This is a genomic window from Paraclostridium sordellii (assembly GCF_000953675.1).
Taxonomy (GTDB): Bacteria; Bacillota; Clostridia; order Peptostreptococcales; family Peptostreptococcaceae; genus Paraclostridium; species Paraclostridium sordellii.
The window spans coordinates 861,499-880,454 of record NZ_LN679998.1; the positions used below are offsets into that span (position 1 = coordinate 861,499).

General features: G+C 25.6%; 19 protein-coding genes. 17 read left to right on the forward strand and 2 right to left on the reverse strand.

Annotation, left to right across the window (positions count from 1 at the left end; genetic code table 11):
• Positions 1-5: 5 nt before the first annotated feature.
• The 8 genes from thiE to ATCC9714_RS04230 all read left to right on the forward strand — a co-directional run bounded on the left by thiE (position 6) and on the right by ATCC9714_RS04230 (position 5,280).
• On the forward strand, positions 6-623 hold the full coding sequence (gene thiE / locus ATCC9714_RS04195) for a thiamine phosphate synthase (RefSeq protein ID WP_021128713.1): 618 nt from the start codon (positions 6-8) through the stop codon (positions 621-623).
• Positions 616-1,218, forward strand: coding sequence for an energy-coupled thiamine transporter ThiT (thiT, locus tag ATCC9714_RS04200; RefSeq protein ID WP_057544519.1), 603 nt, complete (start codon positions 616-618; stop codon positions 1,216-1,218). The genes thiE and thiT overlap by 8 nt, the downstream gene beginning before the upstream one ends.
• A 156-nt stretch (positions 1,219-1,374) precedes the next feature.
• Positions 1,375-1,701 (forward strand): ferritin family protein, encoded by a 327-nt coding sequence (locus ATCC9714_RS04205; protein WP_021123297.1) that lies wholly within the window; start codon positions 1,375-1,377, stop codon positions 1,699-1,701.
• A 231-nt stretch (positions 1,702-1,932) separates the two neighbouring features.
• On the forward strand, positions 1,933-2,457 hold the full coding sequence (locus ATCC9714_RS04210; protein ID WP_057544520.1) for a DUF6241 domain-containing protein: 525 nt from the start codon (positions 1,933-1,935) through the stop codon (positions 2,455-2,457).
• An 80-nt stretch (positions 2,458-2,537) separates the two neighbouring features.
• Entirely contained in the window at positions 2,538-2,798 is a 261-nt protein-coding gene (locus tag ATCC9714_RS04215; RefSeq protein ID WP_021128709.1) for a hypothetical protein, read from the forward strand.
• A gap of 129 nt (positions 2,799-2,927) precedes the next feature.
• A complete protein-coding gene (locus ATCC9714_RS04220) occupies positions 2,928-4,199 on the forward strand; it encodes a 5'-3' exonuclease (protein WP_057544521.1) in 1,272 nt (423 codons plus the stop codon).
• A 171-nt stretch (positions 4,200-4,370) separates the two neighbouring features.
• On the forward strand, positions 4,371-4,841 hold the full coding sequence (gene moaC / locus ATCC9714_RS04225; protein WP_057544522.1) for a cyclic pyranopterin monophosphate synthase MoaC: 471 nt from the start codon (positions 4,371-4,373) through the stop codon (positions 4,839-4,841).
• A complete protein-coding gene (locus tag ATCC9714_RS04230; protein ID WP_054631160.1) occupies positions 4,834-5,280 on the forward strand; it encodes an MOSC domain-containing protein in 447 nt (148 codons plus the stop codon). The genes moaC and ATCC9714_RS04230 overlap by 8 nt, the downstream gene beginning before the upstream one ends.
• A 56-nt stretch (positions 5,281-5,336) precedes the next feature.
• On the opposite strand, the gene brnQ is transcribed toward ATCC9714_RS04230, so the two are convergent.
• Positions 5,337-6,620, reverse strand: a complete 1,284-nt coding sequence (gene brnQ / locus ATCC9714_RS04235; RefSeq protein WP_057544523.1) for a branched-chain amino acid transport system II carrier protein — start codon at positions 6,618-6,620, stop codon at positions 5,337-5,339.
• An 814-nt stretch (positions 6,621-7,434) separates the two neighbouring features.
• On the opposite strand from brnQ, the gene yjeM reads away from it, so the two are divergent.
• The 9 genes from yjeM to ATCC9714_RS04280 all read left to right on the forward strand — a co-directional run bounded on the left by yjeM (position 7,435) and on the right by ATCC9714_RS04280 (position 17,568).
• Positions 7,435-8,976, forward strand: coding sequence for a glutamate/gamma-aminobutyrate family transporter YjeM (gene yjeM / locus ATCC9714_RS04240; protein ID WP_057544524.1), 1,542 nt, complete (start codon positions 7,435-7,437; stop codon positions 8,974-8,976).
• A 122-nt stretch (positions 8,977-9,098) separates the two neighbouring features.
• Complete coding sequence (locus ATCC9714_RS04245; protein ID WP_057544525.1) at positions 9,099-9,809, forward strand: ABC transporter ATP-binding protein; 711 nt, start codon at positions 9,099-9,101, stop codon at positions 9,807-9,809.
• On the forward strand, positions 9,802-11,397 hold the full coding sequence (locus ATCC9714_RS04250; protein WP_057544526.1) for a putative ABC transporter permease subunit: 1,596 nt from the start codon (positions 9,802-9,804) through the stop codon (positions 11,395-11,397). Before ATCC9714_RS04245 ends, ATCC9714_RS04250 begins: the two co-directional genes overlap by 8 nt.
• A 136-nt stretch (positions 11,398-11,533) precedes the next feature.
• Entirely contained in the window at positions 11,534-12,355 is an 822-nt protein-coding gene (locus ATCC9714_RS04255) for a hypothetical protein (protein WP_057544527.1), read from the forward strand.
• Between the two features lie 207 nt (positions 12,356-12,562).
• Positions 12,563-13,066: an RNA polymerase sigma factor gene (locus tag ATCC9714_RS04260; RefSeq protein ID WP_021128699.1), complete on the forward strand. Its 504-nt coding sequence runs from the start codon at positions 12,563-12,565 to the stop codon at positions 13,064-13,066.
• 15 nt (positions 13,067-13,081) lie between these two features.
• A complete protein-coding gene (locus tag ATCC9714_RS04265) occupies positions 13,082-13,939 on the forward strand; it encodes an anti-sigma-V factor rsiV (RefSeq protein ID WP_021128698.1) in 858 nt (285 codons plus the stop codon).
• Between the two features lie 305 nt (positions 13,940-14,244).
• The gene (locus ATCC9714_RS04270) at positions 14,245-15,777 is read left to right on the forward strand and encodes a phosphoenolpyruvate carboxykinase (ATP) (RefSeq protein ID WP_057574312.1); all 1,533 of its coding nucleotides are present in this window, start codon (positions 14,245-14,247) and stop codon (positions 15,775-15,777) included.
• Positions 15,778-15,987: 210 nt separating this feature from the next.
• Positions 15,988-16,527, forward strand: coding sequence for a ribosome hibernation-promoting factor, HPF/YfiA family (gene hpf / locus ATCC9714_RS04275; RefSeq protein WP_021123321.1), 540 nt, complete (start codon positions 15,988-15,990; stop codon positions 16,525-16,527).
• 150 nt (positions 16,528-16,677) lie between these two features.
• Positions 16,678-17,568, forward strand: a complete 891-nt coding sequence (locus ATCC9714_RS04280) for a potassium channel family protein (RefSeq protein ID WP_057544529.1) — start codon at positions 16,678-16,680, stop codon at positions 17,566-17,568.
• On the opposite strand, the gene ATCC9714_RS04285 is transcribed toward ATCC9714_RS04280, so the two are convergent.
• The gene (locus tag ATCC9714_RS04285; protein ID WP_057544531.1) at positions 17,558-18,874 is read right to left on the reverse strand and encodes an HdeD family acid-resistance protein; all 1,317 of its coding nucleotides are present in this window, start codon (positions 18,872-18,874) and stop codon (positions 17,558-17,560) included. The two genes, ATCC9714_RS04280 and ATCC9714_RS04285, sit on opposite strands and share 11 nt — an antisense overlap.
• Positions 18,875-18,956 lie beyond the last annotated feature (82 nt).

The following is an 18,956-nucleotide window of genomic DNA, read 5'->3' on the forward strand; positions in this document are numbered from 1 at the left end:
TAAAAATGAAAGAAAAATTAAAATTATATTTAGTTACTGATTCAGAAATTTTAAAGGAAAGAGACTTTTATAAATGTATAGAAGATGCTTTAAAAGGAGGGGTAACTACATTACAATTAAGAGAAAAAAATGTTAATGGAAAAGAATTTTTAGAAAAAGCATATAAATTAAGAGAACTTACTAAAAAATATAATGTACTTTTTATAATAAATGATAGAGTTGATATTGCTATGCTTTGTGATGCAGATGGAGTGCATGTAGGTCAAAGTGACATTCCACTAAGAGAAGTTAGAAAGTTAGTTGGAGATAATAAGATAATAGGAGTATCAGCACACAATATAAAAGAAGCTATGGAAGCTAAAAATAATGGAGCTGATTATATAGGAGTAGGTGCAATGTTTAATACATCTACTAAAAATGATGCAACATTAGTAACATTAAAAGAATTAGAGGAAATAGATAAAGGTGTAGAGATACCTAAAGTTTTAATAGGGGGAATAACTTTAGATAATATATCTACATTTAAGGATATAAATGTAGATGGATATGCAATAGTATCAGCTATATTAAATAGTGATGATATATATAATGAATGTTTAAAATGGAGGAAAACAAATGATTAATGCGATTATAATAATAGGAAGTATAGCGTTTTTCATATATTATCTTAAAGGTTTAAAAAATACTAAGTTTAATGCAAAACTAATAGTTACAATAGGTATGTTTAGTGCTATATCATATATACTTAGCATGATAGAATTTATAAAATATCCACAAGGTGGAGGAATTTCACTATTTTCAATGTTACCAACAATGTTATTATCAGTATTATGTGGAAATACTATAGGAATAACTGGGGGGCTATTATATGGTTTATTAAAGCTATTAAAAGGGGCTTATATAATTCACCCAGCGCAATTTTTATTAGACTATATTCTACCAACGATGTTACTTGGACTAGCTGGAATATTTGGAAAAGAAAAAAAATCAAAAGTTATATTAGGGTGTTTATTTGCCTTAGTACTTAGTGTATCTATGAATATAATATCTGGATGCGTATTCTTTGGACAATATGTACCTAAAGGTATGAATATATTTGTTTATTCATTCTTATATAACGTGTCAAGTGTAGGAGTAGAAGGATTATTATCAACTATAATAATTTCTATATTACCACTCAATAGATTTAATAAAGCTTTAAACTTAGGTAATAATTAAAAAAGGAGATGTATAAAATTTACTTTATACATCTCTTTTTTTATTACTAATTTTTATAAATACTATTTAGCTAAGTTATTTAAAAATAATACATTAGAGTCAATGTAAATTAAAAAGTAATATATTAAATTATATGAGTAGATTTATTTAGCTAATATGTATATACAGATATCAAAGGTAGAAATGCATCATTTAGACATACTTGGGCAAGTAATAACTTTACTAGGAGGAAATCCTCAATATAGAGGGTCATATAGTACTAATTTTAAGCCTTGGAATGGCTCCTTTGTATATTATGGAGTAAATATATGTGAGAGATTGTATAAAGATTTAGAATCAGAGTATTCTGATATAGCATCATATAAGAGACATATAGAAATAATAGACGATGATTATATAATAAAAATAATTCAAAGAATAATATTAGATGAGAAAGTTCATATAAAACATTTTAAATCAGCTATTAAAAAATACTGTAATTAAAAAATATTAAATACTAAAAATAAAGTATTTTATTTTGGTTTTTATGTATTTAAATTATATGGTTTGAGTATAGTTAGGGTATAATCTAATTTGATTTAATGTAACAAAGTTAGATATAATATCTATATCATTAATATATTTATTTTACTTAAGAAAATTAGTAGGGGTATTGATTTAAACATATTGATGAAATTTTAAATCATGTTTAGATTTACATTTGGGGAGGAGATTATGAAAAAATTAAAACAAATTTTATTTGCTTTAATTATAGTTATTGTTGTCGGGGTCATAGGATATAAGTTATTTGAAGAAGTTTCTTACAAAGATAGTAAAAAGGAACAAGTTAAAGATGAAAGTGGAAAAGTAGTATCTTATACAGGTAACTATCAAGAATTGTTACAGAAAGAGTTTGATAAAGCTAAATCATATAAAGTGTTTGAGTTTAAACAAGATAATATATATGATTTAGTGCATTGGATGTCAAATCCAGTAATAAAAGCTAAGCAAGGTAAAAAAATAGGGGTTATAGAACCTAGTCCAGATAATATATATAAACTTAAAACTATATTAGAAAAAACAAAAATACCACATAGAGATTTCTTTTTAGAAAATCTAAAAAATTGGGAAAAAGGAAAATTTACAAATGTTGAAGATATGCACAATACTGCCTGGAAAATGTTAGATGGAAGCATAGGAAGGGCTATTGGAGAAGATAAGGCTGAAATTAACAACTTAAAAGAAAAGGATTACAAATAAAATTCAAGTAATATAGTTGACAATATATAAAAACAGAATGTAGACTGTATTTGATATATGATTAGAAAGAAGGTAATAATATGGAAGAAATATACAGATTAATAGAAGAAAAAATAAAAAATGCTGGGTACAATGGACCTGTAAGTGGAGAAGAAATATACGATGAAATATGTGATGAAATAGAAGATAAGGAAAATGGAAGTTATATATTCATGTCTAAAAAAGAAGATGATGTGTTATTTGAATATAAAATAGATGTAATGGATGAAAACTTCAATTTATCATATATAGATATAGTTACTCCAGTAGGAAAAGTTCATATAGACTTTGATGAAAAGTAAAGTGAAAAAAATTCTAAGGTTTTAAAGCCTTAGAATTTTTTTATTTAGAAACTACTGTAATCGATAAAAATTTGCATGATATGATATAATTTATATATTATATGTAATTAAACATAAAAGGAGAATAGTATGGATTTATTTGATTTATTAGAACAAAATCAAGAAAAAGAAGAAAATGAAAAAGTAGATATGTCATATAGTGATCAAATTAGGCTTAATAGTTATGTTGGGTCTAGAATTAACACTGACTTTAGAATAAAAAATAGAAAAATTAACAATAAAGAAGAAGTTCCTACAAATGAAGAAGTTAAAGTATCTATAAATAATGAATGTGATGAAGATAATAAAATAGAAGAAATACAAATAAATGAAACTATAAGTAAGGAAAAGTTACTTGTAATAGATGGATCATCATTACTTAGCACAAGCTACTTTGCAAGACTTCCAAGACAAGTAATGTTTGCAAAAACAATAGAAGAAAAAGAGCAATATTATGATAAAATACTTCAAACAAAAGATGGAGTATACACAAATGGAGTTTATGGATTTATGCAAGTTATGTTATCTATGATTAAAAATCAAAATCCAACTCACTTAGCAGTATGTCTAGACTCTACAAGAATGACTTTTAGAAAATTAATATATGATGATTACAAAGGTACAAGAAAGCCAGTAGAGGTGCCTCTTAAAGAACAATACGACTTACTAAAAGATATGTTAGAAACAATAGGGGTTAAAGTATTAATGTCAAATCCGAGTGAAAATTACGAAAATGTATTTGAAGCAGATGATTTTGCAGGTACTTTATCTAAAAAATTTCAATCAGAAATACCAGTAGCACTATATACAAAAGATGAAGATTACCTTCAACTAGTAGATTATAATACTGTTGTATGGATGAATACATCAAAGGCACAAGACCTTGCTAGCAGTATGGATTTAAACTTAAAAGAACTAAATTTACCAAATAATACATTTGAATATACTATAGATTCCCTAAAGCAAGTTAAAAATTTAAAGCCACATCAAATAATAGATTACAAAGCTATATCAGGTGATTCATCAGATAATATACCTGGTATAAAAGGTTTAGGGGATACGACGAGTATACCACTACTTCAAAAGTATGATACTTTAGAGGATATTTATGAATCAATAGATGGTTTAGATGAAAAAGGATTAAAGCTTGTAGCAACAGAATGGAAAAATGAATTAGGGATTAGAAATCCTATGAAAAAATTAGTAGCAGAAAAAGAAAATGCATTTATGTCTAAAAAGTTAGCTACAATAAAAACTGATATAAACTTAGATATAAGTTTAGAAGATTTAAAAATAAATATAGATAAAAAAATATTACAAGAACAATTAGATAAATATGAAATGAAAAGTATAAAATTATAATAATTATTTAAATAGGATGTCTAAATATAGACATCCTATTTAAATACAAGCTAGACATAGGTGATATAATTTTATATGAAATAAAATTTATATGTTAATGTATAATTAATAGGTTATAAATAAGATTATATAATTATATGGAATTATAGAGGTTTTATAGGAGGGTAATTTATGGAATTTACTCATTTTAATGAATATGGTAAAGCAAAAATGGTAGATGTAAGTGAAAAAAATGAGACAAAAAGAGTAGCTATAGCAAAGGGAAGTATAAAAATGAATCCTAAAACTATAGAGATGATAAAGAACAACCAAATGAAAAAGGGGGATGTTTTATCAGTAGCTCAAATTGGTGGTATAACTGGAGCTAAAAAAACTTGGGATATAATACCTATGTGTCATAATATTTTTTTAACTGGTTCAGATATAAAATTTAATATTTTAGAAGATGAAATTGAAGTTGAGGCAAAAGTATCAACAGTTGGAAAAACTGGAGTTGAAATGGAAGCTTTAACAGCTGCATCAGTAGCTATGCTTACTATATATGATATGTGTAAAGCTGTTGATAAGGAAATGGTAATAGGAAATATAAGAGTTATGAAAAAAATAGGTGGAAAAAGTGGGGAGTATATTAGAAATGAATAAAAAAGGAATTGTACTAGCTATAAATATAAGTGATAAAAAAGGAGTAATAAAAAATCCAGTAGAAGTAGGTATATTTAAAGAAGATCATGGGTTAGTAGGGGATGCGCATGCTGGTAACTGGCATAGGCAAGTTAGCTTATTGTCGGATGAGAGTATAGATAAGCTAAGAAATAAGGGAATAGAAGATTTATCAGTTGGAAAATTTGCAGAAAATATAACTACTAAAGGTATAGTTTTATATGAACTTCCTGTTGGAACCAAATTAAAAATAGGAGATACTATACAAGAAGTAACTCAAATAGGGAAAACTTGTCATAAAGGGTGTGCTATAAAAACTCAAGTTGGCGATTGTGTAATGCCAAGAGAAGGTATATTTACCAAAGTTATTAAAGGTGGAAAAGTAATACCTGGTGATACAATAGAAGTAATAGAAAACTAACTTAAATTAAGGAGCTGTCTATTTTAAGACAGCTCTTTTTATTTTAATCTAATATATTAGTTTTTATATAAAATATTATCTTCTTTTTTCTTAAAAATCACAGTAAATAAAAATCCACCTATTATAGCTGGAACAATCCAATTAAGTCCAAGGTTTGAAAATGGAAGCTTTTGAACTATTTCTATATTAAACCCTAAATTATTTAAAACTGTAAGAAGGCTCACTAAAAGCGTTGCATACGAAGCTCCTTTAAAAGTCACATCATGAGGAAAGATATTTTTAAATATATTCATAACTACTAAAACTATAGATACAGGATAGATTAAACTTAATATAGGTACAGCAACTTGTATTATCTTATCAACACCAAAATTGGATATAATAGCACTAAAAATACATATAAATACAACTATATATTCGTATTTAAGCTTTTTATTAGTAACATCTTCAAAGTATTTTCCTGTAACTGAAGTCAAGCCAATTGCAGTAGTTAGGCAAGCAAAACCAACTACTATAGCTAGCATTATAGTTCCTACATTACCTAAAATCAGATGAGTTATATTTATAAGTAAAACTGTTTGAGATATAGAACTATCATAAATATTAGAAGATGATGCACCTAAAAATGTCAAACCACCATAAACTACAGTAAGACCTATACATGCAAGTAAAGCTGATTTTATTGTAAGAGACATAATTTCTGATTTTTCTTTGTAACCTTTACTTATAAAGGAAGTCATAACTAAAGCGACTATACCTCCTATACCTAAGGCATCCATTGTCTGATATCCTTGAGTAAGTCCTGTTATAAATAAATCGTTAGAATTTACTTCTTTTAAATCTCCAATAGGAGATATTATTCCTTTTATTATTAAAACTGCTAATGATATCAATAGTATTGGAGTCAAAAACTTACCTATAATATCCATAACCTTATTAGGTTTTATAGTTAAAACTAAAGTTATAGAGAAAAATACTATAGAAAATAATACTGGATTCATATTTTTAAATATAGGTAAAATACTCATTTCAAAAGTTGTTGCAGCAGTTCTTGGTACAACTAGTATTGGACCAAGGCAAAGCATCATTAAAATCTCTAAGGTCAATCCAAACTTTTTACCAGCTCTTCCTATAACATTTTGTAGTGAACCTGATTTAGCAACAGCAATAATTGATAATAAAATTATTCCAACATCTGCAAATATAAATCCTAAAAAACTTATTAGCCATTGATTTCCAGATGTTAATCCTATGAAAGGTGGAAATATTAAATTTCCAGCTCCAAAGAACATAGAGAATAATGCGAATCCTATTATTAATATATCTTTATTTTTATTCATTATTTAACCTCTCTTTTAATTATTTTTAAATTTATATATAAAAAGGCCACATAGTTATATACTATGTGGCCTTTTTTGCCTAGGATTAAAAAAACCACATAGTATTTATCTATGTGGCCTAAGTACATGCTAAAATTAGCCATCATAGATACAAACAAAATTTAGTGTCTGTATCTATGACTTTCGATTTATATCATAAATACAAACTTAACTATAATAGCTAAAATAAAAGTTATGAAATTGTAAAGCTTTGGTTAAGTTTATATTAATCATTCTATTTTATCTCCTCTAAAAATTTTTTATTTTAAATCATTATATGCATTAAATGAAAAAAATGCAATAAAAAATGAAAAAAATTTTATTAAAAAAGTTTTTCGTCAATTGATAAATATTTGAAGGATTGAGAATATATCAAACAAAATTTTATATTAGACAAAAAATAAATACAAATTAATAATTAATAATTTATATAAATTAAAATTAATTCAATAATTTATTAATAAAAATAGTAGGTGTCAAATTATAATATATGTAGAAAAACATAGTAAATTATCGAAAAATAAAATTAACATAGGATTATAGATAAATAACATGAGTAAATGTAGAAATAACGATTAAATTGAATTAAAAAAACTGTTTTCATTTGGTATATTATTTAGAAAAATAAGAATAGTTGTAATATTTAATAAAAATCAAATTATATTGAAAAGTAAAAATAATAATGCTATTCTTTGAAATGAAAGAGATGATAAATTTATAACAAAATTGAAAATTTATCATTTAAAGAAATCATACATATTTAAGGGGGATTAACATGTCACAACCAAGCAATAATGCTAAAAAACTTACATTAATGCCATTAATACTTATGATATTTACATCAGTATTTGGTTTTTCTAACATGCCAAGAGCGTTCTATTTAATGGGATACTCAGCAATACCATGGTATGTTTTAAGTGCAATACTATTTTTCATACCATATGCATTTATGATGGCAGAGTATGGTTCAGCATTTAAAAAAGAAAGTGGAGGAATGTATTCATGGATGGAAAAATCTATAGGAGCTAAATATGCTTTTATAGGAACATTTATGTGGTATGCTTCTTATATAATTTGGATGGTAAGTGTATCTTCAAGTTTATGGATACCATTATCAAATGCAATATTTGGATACGATGCTACAGCAACATGGAGTTTATTTGGATTAAGTTCAGTTCAGACTTTAGGAATATTGGGGATAATATGGATAGCTGTAGTTACATTTATATCAACTAAAGGTATTGATAAAATAAGTAAAATAACTTCAATAGGTGGAACAGCTGTTGCACTTTTAAATATAGTTTTATTAGGTGGAGGTGTACTTGTAGTTATTTTAAATGGAGAATTGGCTCAACCTATAAGTAATATCGCTCAATCATTTACACAATCACCAAGTCCAAATTATCAAACTGGATTAGCTGTATTATCTTTCTTAACATTTGCAGTATTTGCATTTGGTGGGTTGGAAGTTTTAGGTGGATTAGTTGATCAAACTGAAAATGCTGAAAAAACTTTCCCTAAAGGGCTTGCTATATCAGCAATAGTAATATCATTAGGATATGCACTTGGTATATTTGCTTGTGGTATGTTTACTAACTGGAATCAAGTTTTAGGTGGGGAAAACGTTAATATGGCTAATGCGACATACATATTAATGAGTAACTTAGGATATAAAATAGGTTCGGGATTTGGTTTATCTGAAGGGATATCATTAGCTATAGGAGCATGGACTGCAAGATTTGTAGGTCTTTCAATGTTCTTATCATTAACAGGAGCATTCTTTACTTTAACTTATTCTCCTTTAAAAACATTAATACAAGGTGCACCAAAAGAGTTATGGCCTGGTAAATTAGGAGAGTTAAAAAATGGGATGCCTGTAAACGCTATGAAAGTTCAAGCTATAGTAGTTATAGGAATGATACTTATAGTATCATTTGGTGGTAAAAATGCAGATGAATTCTTTACTATATTAACTTTAATGACTAATGTTGCCATGACAATAACATATATGTTCTTATCAGCAGCATTTCCTGCATTTAAAAAGAAACAATTAAATGGAGAAATAGAAAAATCATATGTAGTTTATAAGACTAAAGGAGCAGCAATTATATCATCTATAATAGTAACCGCAATAGTAGGATTTGCAAATGTATTTACTATAATAGAACCAGTGCTATCTTCTAAAGACGGATTAAAAGATACATTGACTATGATAGGTGGACCAGCGGCATTTGCATTAACAGGATTTATACTATTTACTGTTTATGAAAATAAACACTTAAAGAAGGTAAAGAAAACTGAAAAAGTTGTAGGATAAATAAAAAGCTATCTCGATTTCGAGATAGCTTTTTTTATTAAATATAAAATTATATTGCACATGAGTACTATCTGTTATATATTATATATAACAGATAGTATAATATTAGGGGGAGTATTAATATGTTAAAATTAGAAAATGTAACAAAATATTATAATAAAAAAATAGCTATAGAAAATATATCTATAGAAATAAACAAAGGTGAGATATTTGGGTTTATAGGACATAATGGAGCAGGTAAAACAACAACTTTAAAAGCCATTGTTGGAATTCATGATTTTGAAAGTGGAGATATAATTATAAATTCAAAATCAATAAAAACCAATGCTATCGAATGTAAAAGACAAATTGCATATATACCTGATAACCCAGACTTATATGAATCTTTAACTGGAATACAGTATCTAAACTTTATTGCAGATATATTTAAAGTAGACAAAATTAAAAGAGAAGAGCTTATAAAGGAATATGCTAAAAAGTTTGAAATAGAAAGTGCACTAGGTTCAATTATTGGAGCTTACTCTCATGGGATGAAACAAAAGTTAGCTATTATATCTGGACTTATACATGACCCAAATATATTAATACTTGATGAACCTTTTGTAGGTCTTGATCCAAAAGCTTCTTATACACTTAAAGAAATAATGAAAAAGTTTTGTGAAAATGGAGGTTGTATATTATTTTCAACACATGTGCTTGAAGTAGCTGAAAAAATATGCGATAAAATAGCAATAATAAAAGATGGGAAAATAATAACTTCTGGAACTACAAATGAAGTTAAAGGGGATAAATCTCTTGAAAATTTATTTATGGAGTTGATTGATAATGAGTAATTTAGGACTTTTATTAAAAATAAGTTTTTTAAACACTATTGGAATAAATAAATTAAGAGAAAGTAGTAAAGGTGAAAACATAAAAAAAATATCAATAGGAATACTTATATTATTTTCAATTATTGTTTTAATGGGTTCAATGTTTTCTTTAATGCTAGATTTAGCAGATATGTTAAAAAAAGTAAATCAGATTGAACTACTATTAGTAATTGGATTTATAGGAGCTATACTTTTTAATTTAATTAACTCTATATATAAAGCTCCTTCATATTTGTATCAAGCAAGAGATTATGAAATGTTATCTAGTTTACCAATTAAGGACTCAACAATCTTTGCAAGTAAGATAATTTTATTAGTTTTAAGTAACTATCTATATTCAGCCTTTATTATGATAATTCCATCACTTGTATATTTTATTAAAGGCAATTACTCTTTTATTTATATAATAAATTTATTAATTATGTTTATAACAACACCTTTTATACCTATAATAATATCTTCAATAATAACTTATTTAATAGGAAGGTTATCATACAATAGTAGATATAAAAATTCTATTTTAATAATAGGCAGTATATTGGCTACTTTGGTAATTATTTTGATATCTTACAATATGGATAACTTTTTAGAGGTTATAATAAAAAATAGTTCATCTATAATTGAAATTTCTAAAAAAATTTATATTCCAGCTTATTATTTTATAGATGGACTTAAAAATAATAACTTACTATCAGTTTTAATATTTTCTTTTTTATCTATAACGCCATTTATAGTATTTATTTTAATATTTTCAAAAGGATTTAGAAAAATAAATTCAAAAATGACTGAAGGTTATAAAGTAAATGATTATAAAGTAAAAGGACTTAAAAGTTCTAAACCTATAAAAGCGTTATTAAATAAAGAACTAAAAAGATATTTTTCATCTTATATATATGTTTTAAATACTTCTTTTGGATTGGTTTTATTAGGTGTTTTAGCGGTGGGAATTATAATATTAGGAAAAGATAAAATAGCTACTATAATAAATTTATCATCTTATACTAGTATGTTTAATGTACAGATAACTATGATAATTATGTTTTGTATATTTATGAGTTGTACTACTAGTAGTTCTATATCTTTAGAAGGTAAAAATTTATGGATACTAAAAAGTTTACCTATAGACGAATTAGATATATTTAAATCTAAATTAGGTATAAATATTTTATTAGTTTTACCTATTGCATTAATAAGCTTTTTACTGATATCTATTAAACTTAAATTTAGTATATTTTATATAATAATAATGTCTATTTTAATAATAGTTAGTTCATTTTTTATAGCACTATATGGATTATTTATAAATTTACTTTATCCAAAACTTGATTATATAAATGAAGTTGAAGTTGTTAAAAGAGGATTAAGTTCAACTATATCAATATTTTCTAGCTTAGCCTATTTAGGAGTTTATGGAGCAATATATTATTTTTTTAAGCTTGATTTTAATGTGCTATTAATTTTGGCAACTACTATAACTTTAGCAATGGATTTAATTTTATGGAAAATAATAAAAACTAAGGGTGTAAATTTATTTAGAAACTTAGGATAAAAAATATTTAAATTTAATGACTAAAGATGTGAATAAACTTAACAAAATATAAAATTTATTTAAAATTTTCTATACAATCTTTAAAAATACTATATAATAAATACAAAATAGAATTATATTTTAAAGGTGGGTAGAAATGGACGCAAAAAAATATGATAAAGATAATCCAAGCTTAGTAAACTCTATGGTATGTGCAATTGATATATTAGGGTTTTCACAAATGATAGTTGATTCTTGTCGAGATGGATATGGAGACAAATTACTTAAAGAAATTAATTACCTTATAACTAAAAATAAACAATGTATAACACCAAATAAATACAGTAAAGGTAAGGTTAAAATTTTTACTGATAATATGGTAGTTGCATATCCTATAAAAGATGATGGAGAAAAAGAACTAGATGAAATTTTAGAAAATGTTTCAGAATATCAATTTAACTTATCATTAGAAGGACTTTTTGTTAGAGGGGGAGTAAGTGTAGGTGATTTTTATATAAATGAAGATATAGTATTTGGACCTGCACTTCTTGATGCACATAATACTGAAAGTAAAATAGCTTGCTATCCAAGAATCGTACTAGATGAAAAAACTGTTAAATTATTAAAAAAATATATAAATTATTATGATGCAGCTCCTCAAAAAAATAAGATACTAATAGATAGTGATGGACAGTGGTTTTTAAATTATCTAAATACTATATTTAAATTTTATACAGAGTGCAATAATGACTATGAATTTGAAAGAGTGCAGCATGAACTTTTATTTAGACATAAAAAGAAGCTTGAAGAATTACTAAGTATACACAAGACCAACATAGAAGTTTGGGATAAATATGTTTGGACAGCAAATTACCATAATTGTTTCTGTGATTTACATTTTCCAAATGAAAAATGGTTAAAAATAGCTAAGAAGGATTTACTTTCATGGCCAAGGCAAATTTCAAATAGTGATATATAAATTAAAAGTTTACTAGGGGGTATCGTGATTTACGATACCCTTTATTTATTGTATTATTAAGCTTTGTGTATAGCTTTATATTGATATTTTTTTATTTTGAATGGATATGCAAAATATTACACAAAATAAAATTTGAAAAAATTAAAACTTTTTAATACATATAAAACGTCTATATATATGTAAGAGAGAGGAGGCCCAAAGATTTAAATGAATATATTGAGCTCAAGCAAAAAAATAAAAGAATCAAAAGTAAAAGACTATATAGTTGAAAATCAAGAAAGGTTTTACAAAATAGCATACAGTTATGTCAAAAACGAAGATGACGCATTAGATATTGTACATGATGCTATATGTAAGGCACTTCAAAAAATAGATACGCTTAAAAATATAGAAGTAGTTAAAACTTGGTTTTATAAAATATTAGTAAATAGCGCTATAGATTATATAAGAAAAAACAACAAGTATGTAAGCTTAAGTCAAGAAGATATGATAAATGAAAAAATATCAAATGATATATATTCTGATATAGATCTTGAACAAGCACTAGATAGGCTTCCGGAAGAATACAAAAGTATAATAATGTTGAGATACTTTGAGGATATGAAAATAGAAGAAATAGCTAATGTTTTACAACAAAACATAAACACTGTGAAAACAAAATTATACAAAGGGTTAAGACGGCTTAAAATAAAAATAAATACAGAGGATTAGTGAGGAGAGCTATTTATGGGTGATAGATATAAAATAGATAAACTAAAAGAAAACTACAACAATATAAAAATTCCTGCAAGATTAAATGATGTAGTAAATGATGCTATAAATAAAAAAAGTAATCATAAGATACAAACAAAATGGTTAGTAACAGCTGCATCTATATGCGCAGTTGTAGGAGCTATAAATATAAATCCAGTATTTGCTGACAATTTAGAACAAATTCCTGTTATAGGAAACCTAGTAAAGATAGTGAATTTTTCTAACTACCAAATAAAGGATAACGGATATGAGGCTTCTATAAAAGTGCCTAAGATTGAAGGGCTAGATAATAAAGAGTTAGAGTATAAACTAAATAAAGAGTTTGAGGAAAATGGAAAGAAATTATACAGTCAATACTTAGAAGAGGTAAAGGGATTAAAGGAATCAAATGAAAGTGGTCATAAATCTGCTGAATCTTGGTATGAAGTAAAAACTGATAATGACAATATATTATCTCTTGTTATATATGAGTATGAGGCAGAAGGCTCATCTAATACTACAAGAAGATTTTACAATATAGATAAGAAGAATCAAACTGTACTAACATTAGAAGGTATGTTTAAAAATGATGATTATATAAACGTAATCAGTGAAAATATAAAACAGCAAATGGCAGAACAAATGAAAAAAGATAAGAATAAAATTTACTGGCTAAATGATAAAGAAGCTAGAAATAGTAATTTTAAGTCTATAAAAAGAGATCAGGGATTTTATATAAATAAAAGTGGAGAACTTGTTATATGTTTTGATAAGTATGAAGTAGGACCTGGAGCTATGGGATTAGTTGAATTTACTATACCAAAGGATATAATAAAGCCACTTATGAACTAAGGAGGTATTTAAGTGGAATCGAAGATATTAATTAGAACATTATTTACAATAGGTTCAGTAGGATTGGCAGCGACTGTATATTTTATTATATTAAATCTTAATATGTAAATAAAAATTGTGAATTTTAGGGGAGATAGAGTCTATTTATAGGCTCTATTTTTATTTTTAAAATTAGGAGCAAAACATTATAAGATAAAGCCAAATAATAAATTTAGTAAATTTAAAAAAAAGAGTAGACTTTTTTAATTAATATGATATACTAATTAGTGTAAAAAGGATACACTAATTAAATTTGGAGGGTAAGTATGTCTAACATAAATAATATAAGTGATAGATTATTTGGGAATGTTATAGTAAATCCAACTAGAGGTGAATTAAGATCACTAGCAAATAATGTGGAAAAAACTACGGAGTTTAATAGTGCTAGTTATATAAGTGAAGTAAAAAATAGAAGTGCAAAAAATACTTATATAGTTGATGAAATAGAAACAGGGGTAGATCAACAGAAAATAAGCAAAGCCAAAGCAGATGAAATAGCAGCTAAGGTTTTTGAATATATAAAAAATAAAGATGTAATAAGAGTAGATAGAAAAATGGGAATGAATGAAAAGTTCTCTTTTAACTGTAGATTATATATATCAAAAGAATATGCAAGAATAGCTCATATGTGGAATAATACTTTATTTAATCCAACAGATAGTGAAAATCCAGATTTAGTAAGTATATATATTCCTGAATGGCCAGAAAGAATAATGATAGCTTATCCTGAAAGTGGAGTTACATTTATACTAGGTAGTGACTATTTTGGAGAATCTAAAAAATCTTTCTTAAGAATGGCTATGTATAAAGTAAAAAAAGCAGGTGGATTAGGATTTCATGCTGGAAGTAAAGTACTTAGAGTTTATGATAAAAACGATGAATTAAAAGATGTAGGATTTATAATGTTTGGTCTTAGTGGAACTGGTAAAACTACATTAACTATACATGATCATGAATTATCTGGAGAAGAAAAAGCAGTAGTAAGACAAGATGATGTTGTATTTATGGATGAAGATAGATGCTGTTTTGGAACAGAGAATGGATTTTATATAAAAACAGAAGGATTAAATCCTAAGCAACAAAGTGTTTTATATAAAGCTGCAACAAGTGAAAATGCAGCATTAGAAAATATAAAAGTTGACGAAAATGGAAAAGTAGATTTCTATGATACAACTCTTACATCAAATGGTAGAGGAGTTATATTAAGAGATGAAATAGATACAACTGATGGTACAGTAGATTTAGAAAAAGCAAATAAAATAATTTTTATAACTAGAAGAAATGATATAGTACCACCTGTTGTTAAGTTAGATCCAAAACAAGCACTAGATGCATTTATGTTAGGAGAATCCATAGAGACTTCAGCAGGAGACCCTACAAAAGCAGGGCAATCAAAAAGATGTGTTGGAACAAATCCTTTTATAATGGGACCAGAAATAGAAGAAGGATTAAGGCTTAAAGAAATACTTCAAAATAATCCAGATATGGAATGCTTTATATTAAATACAGGAAGTGTTGGAGCAAAAGAAAATACTGATGGTGAAAAATTAACTATAAAAGTTTCTACAACTATAATGAAAGAAATAGCAAGAGACAATATAACTTGGGTAAAAGATGATGAATGGGGTTATATGATTCCTACTAATGTTTGTGGAATAGATATAGAAAAATATAATCCAAGAAATTATTATACTAAGGAAGAGTATGCTAAAATAGCAACTAAGTTAAAATTAGAAAGACAAGAATGGTTAGCTAAATATGAAAATTTAGTTATAGATGAGATAGCAGCTACTATATAAGCGATATATATAAAGGTATGTCTTGAAAAAAGACATACCTTTTATTATTGTTCTCAAAAAACACCTCACTATTACTATTATACCACGAAAAAAAAATAAAAAATAGAATGGAAAAACCCAACGATTTCCATTACAATTAATGTAAGTTAAATATAAAACTTAAAAACAATTAAGTATTTAACTAATGTTTTATACAAGGGGGTACTACTTATGAACGTAAGAGTAATTGGTAAAAATATAAATCCAACAGAAAGTATAGAATCTAAGATTGAAAGTAAGATGGAGAAGTTACAACAGTACCTTAACGTAGATACAGATGTAAAAGTGACAATAAGTGCTAAAAAAGAAGATCAATCAGTAGAAGTAACTATAGCACCTATAAAGGGACCTATAATAAGAGCTGAAGATACTCAAAAAGACTTATATGCAGCTATAGATACAGTGTATGATAAACTATATAAGCAACTTAGAAAGTATAAAACTAGAGCAAAAAATAGAAAACATCATCATAAAAGCATAAGATTTGAAAACATTGAAGATTATGATTTTACTAATGATACTGATGAAAAAGATATACATATAGAAAGGGTGAAAAAATTCTCAATAAAGCCTATGAGTAGTGAAGAAGCTATTTTACAAATGGAACTATTGGGACATGACTTCTATATGTTTAGAAATTCAGAAACTGATAAAATAAGTACAGTATATAAAAGACATGGACTAGGATATGGAATAATTGAAGAACAATAATATTTCATATATGGTCATTGAATTTAAATAAAAATAAAAAGTGATTAGAATTAATTAATTCTAATCACTTTTTTAGTGTTTAAATTAAATTTGACTTTATATAAAAAATAAGTAATATTAATAAATAAGTATGCAAAAAGGTGGTGTAAAATGGGTAGGTTTATAATTACAGTAGTTACTATATTAACGTTTATAGTTTTAATTGCCAGAAATAGAAAAATTGACAAGCATCTTAAAAAAAGAGTTACATCAACTTTTAAAGCAATCAATAAAACGTATATAGAAATTTTTAAACAAAAACAAATTTTATCAAGACTTATTCAAGGTGCTCTTTTAGTTTTTGCTGAAGTGTCTAGTTTTGTTGGTATATATACAACAATAACTAAGCACTTAGAATTAGGAACTTTATCTGGTGGAGTTGAATTTTTATTAAAAGGTATTATAACGATAATTTGTTTTATAATAGTACATTATTCAATTGGATATATGTTGTATTTAAGTTTGAAAATACAAAGTTTTATAAATACAGTTGAACATAAAAATCTAAAATTAGATTTTATACTAAGCTATTTTATGATAAGTACATATTTGACTATACTTGTATTATTTCCAAAGGAATTTATAGACAATGTAGTTATAGGACTATTAGGAATGGGAGTTTGTTATTACTTAAATATAAAAACTTTGATAACTATAATAGCAAATCCATACAATATAAAATCTATGAAAAAAGAAGATAATGGATACTCAAGAATTATAATAGCTTCAATATTAATACTTTTAATGTTGATAATAAATTTATATCTAATAGTTTGTTTAATAAATGGGCTTGAAAAAGGAGCATTTTTAAACGCTAATACTAACTTTGATTTATTCTATTATACAGTAATAACCTTTACTACAATTGGATATGGAGATATAATACCAACTACAGTTTTAGCAAAGATAGCATCTATGTTAATCTCTGTTACAAGCGTAGTTTGTTTAAGTGTATTTTTAAGTAGCGTTTTATCATACAAAGATGAACTATCTAATGATTAGATAATTCATCTTTTTTATTAAATGTATCTTTTCTATATATTTTCTTTTTAATAACAATAGTATTTTTTCTTTTAAATAATTTGTCTAGATAATTATAATAAGTACCTGGGGTTATTATACCGTTTATAGCTATTAAATCTAGTCCAGCAGAACCAACTATTGTATCAGCTAATCTAACACAATTAGAAGTTAAAGTAAAATATGTTTTAAAATAACCTTGTTTAAACTTATAAAAAGTACAATTTGTAGCTAAATAAAGTAAGTTAGTTTCATCAGTGTAAGTTGAATTAGGGTGTTTTTGAACATCACATTTCCATTCATAGCAATTTGATTTAATTATATCTATTTTAGATTTTATAGCATTATACTGATTTTTATTTAAAGCCAAAGTAAAACCTATTAAAGATCGATTACATTCTTTATTTAAAAATTTTATATATTCTTTGGTACTTGCTTCAATTAAAACACCATCACTTATTAAAGTAAATAATCTATTTGAACTACTATCATAAGTTCCATAAGAATAAGTTATATTATCAATAGATATATCTATATGACCAAAGCCATTAGCACAATCAGGCGCCAAATGAATAAATATTTCTATAGTAGAATAATAATTATTCTCTATATAACTTTCTTTGCTTTCTACAAAAATATCATTTCTCGGATTTATTTTTATAGATTCATTTATTTTTTCAAGTAGACGTTGGGGAATAAAGGCTGCGTACAATAAAGGTAGTCCAATTCTTATTTTCCTTTTAACTCTATCTGGAATTATATTATTATAAGAAATCTCTTTAAAGAAATCAGAAAATAGTGTAAGAGAATATAATACTATATAAATTCCTGAAAATTTAGCAACCACATACATATATTGTTGAGGATGAAATAATAAAATTAAGCTAAATACTAAAGATATGACGCTAACTGCTATACCAATAGCCCAACCCTTTACTTTATTTTTATAAAGAACAATGGCAGCTACCAATCTTGCAATGAAATTTAAAAAAGCATACATACCAATTATTCTTACAATAGATATTCCTAAAAATATTGGATTAAATTTGATAAAAATTGCTAAAGATACATAAAAAATACCTATAATTAATTTAATTAGTAACCTTTTTTCTTTGTTAAAAATATATGTAAGTATAGACAAAGCTCCTAAAACTATAAATACGAATGATATCATATCCAAAGTTACATCAGCTATAAACGTAAAATTAAATAATACTAGTAACCCTAATGTTAGTGATGAAAGAGCAGAAAATAGTATTGTAAATGGTGATATAGTTTTTATAGTCATATAAAAAGCTCCTTTTATTAATTGATTTTAAGCACATAAACTATAACATTAAATTAAAAAGAAAAAATCTAGTAAACTCACT

What these genes read in the sequence shown, in the direction of transcription:
- ATCC9714_RS04255 (WP_057544527.1), top strand. Translation starts at nt 11,534, where the DNA reads ATGGACGCAAAAAAATATGATAAAGATAATCCAAGCTTAGTAAACTCT.
- hpf (WP_021123321.1), top strand. Translation starts at nt 15,988, where the DNA reads ATGAACGTAAGAGTAATTGGTAAAAATATAAATCCAACAGAAAGTATA.
- ATCC9714_RS04220 (WP_057544521.1), top strand. Translation starts at nt 2,928, where the DNA reads ATGGATTTATTTGATTTATTAGAACAAAATCAAGAAAAAGAAGAAAAT.
- ATCC9714_RS04245 (WP_057544525.1), top strand. Translation starts at nt 9,099, where the DNA reads ATGTTAAAATTAGAAAATGTAACAAAATATTATAATAAAAAAATAGCT.
- brnQ (WP_057544523.1), bottom strand. Translation starts at nt 6,620, where the DNA reads ATGAATAAAAATAAAGATATATTAATAATAGGATTCGCATTATTCTCT.
- ATCC9714_RS04215 (WP_021128709.1), top strand. Translation starts at nt 2,538, where the DNA reads ATGGAAGAAATATACAGATTAATAGAAGAAAAAATAAAAAATGCTGGG.
- ATCC9714_RS04250 (WP_057544526.1), top strand. Translation starts at nt 9,802, where the DNA reads ATGAGTAATTTAGGACTTTTATTAAAAATAAGTTTTTTAAACACTATT.
- ATCC9714_RS04210 (WP_057544520.1), top strand. Translation starts at nt 1,933, where the DNA reads ATGAAAAAATTAAAACAAATTTTATTTGCTTTAATTATAGTTATTGTT.
- ATCC9714_RS04265 (WP_021128698.1), top strand. Translation starts at nt 13,082, where the DNA reads ATGGGTGATAGATATAAAATAGATAAACTAAAAGAAAACTACAACAAT.
- ATCC9714_RS04230 (WP_054631160.1), top strand. Translation starts at nt 4,834, where the DNA reads ATGAATAAAAAAGGAATTGTACTAGCTATAAATATAAGTGATAAAAAA.
- ATCC9714_RS04205 (WP_021123297.1), top strand. Translation starts at nt 1,375, where the DNA reads ATGTATATACAGATATCAAAGGTAGAAATGCATCATTTAGACATACTT.
- ATCC9714_RS04260 (WP_021128699.1), top strand. Translation starts at nt 12,563, where the DNA reads ATGAATATATTGAGCTCAAGCAAAAAAATAAAAGAATCAAAAGTAAAA.
- ATCC9714_RS04285 (WP_057544531.1), bottom strand. Translation starts at nt 18,874, where the DNA reads ATGACTATAAAAACTATATCACCATTTACAATACTATTTTCTGCTCTT.
- yjeM (WP_057544524.1), top strand. Translation starts at nt 7,435, where the DNA reads ATGTCACAACCAAGCAATAATGCTAAAAAACTTACATTAATGCCATTA.
- moaC (WP_057544522.1), top strand. Translation starts at nt 4,371, where the DNA reads ATGGAATTTACTCATTTTAATGAATATGGTAAAGCAAAAATGGTAGAT.
- ATCC9714_RS04270 (WP_057574312.1), top strand. Translation starts at nt 14,245, where the DNA reads ATGTCTAACATAAATAATATAAGTGATAGATTATTTGGGAATGTTATA.
- ATCC9714_RS04280 (WP_057544529.1), top strand. Translation starts at nt 16,678, where the DNA reads ATGGGTAGGTTTATAATTACAGTAGTTACTATATTAACGTTTATAGTT.
- thiT (WP_057544519.1), top strand. Translation starts at nt 616, where the DNA reads ATGATTAATGCGATTATAATAATAGGAAGTATAGCGTTTTTCATATAT.
- thiE (WP_021128713.1), top strand. Translation starts at nt 6, where the DNA reads ATGAAAGAAAAATTAAAATTATATTTAGTTACTGATTCAGAAATTTTA.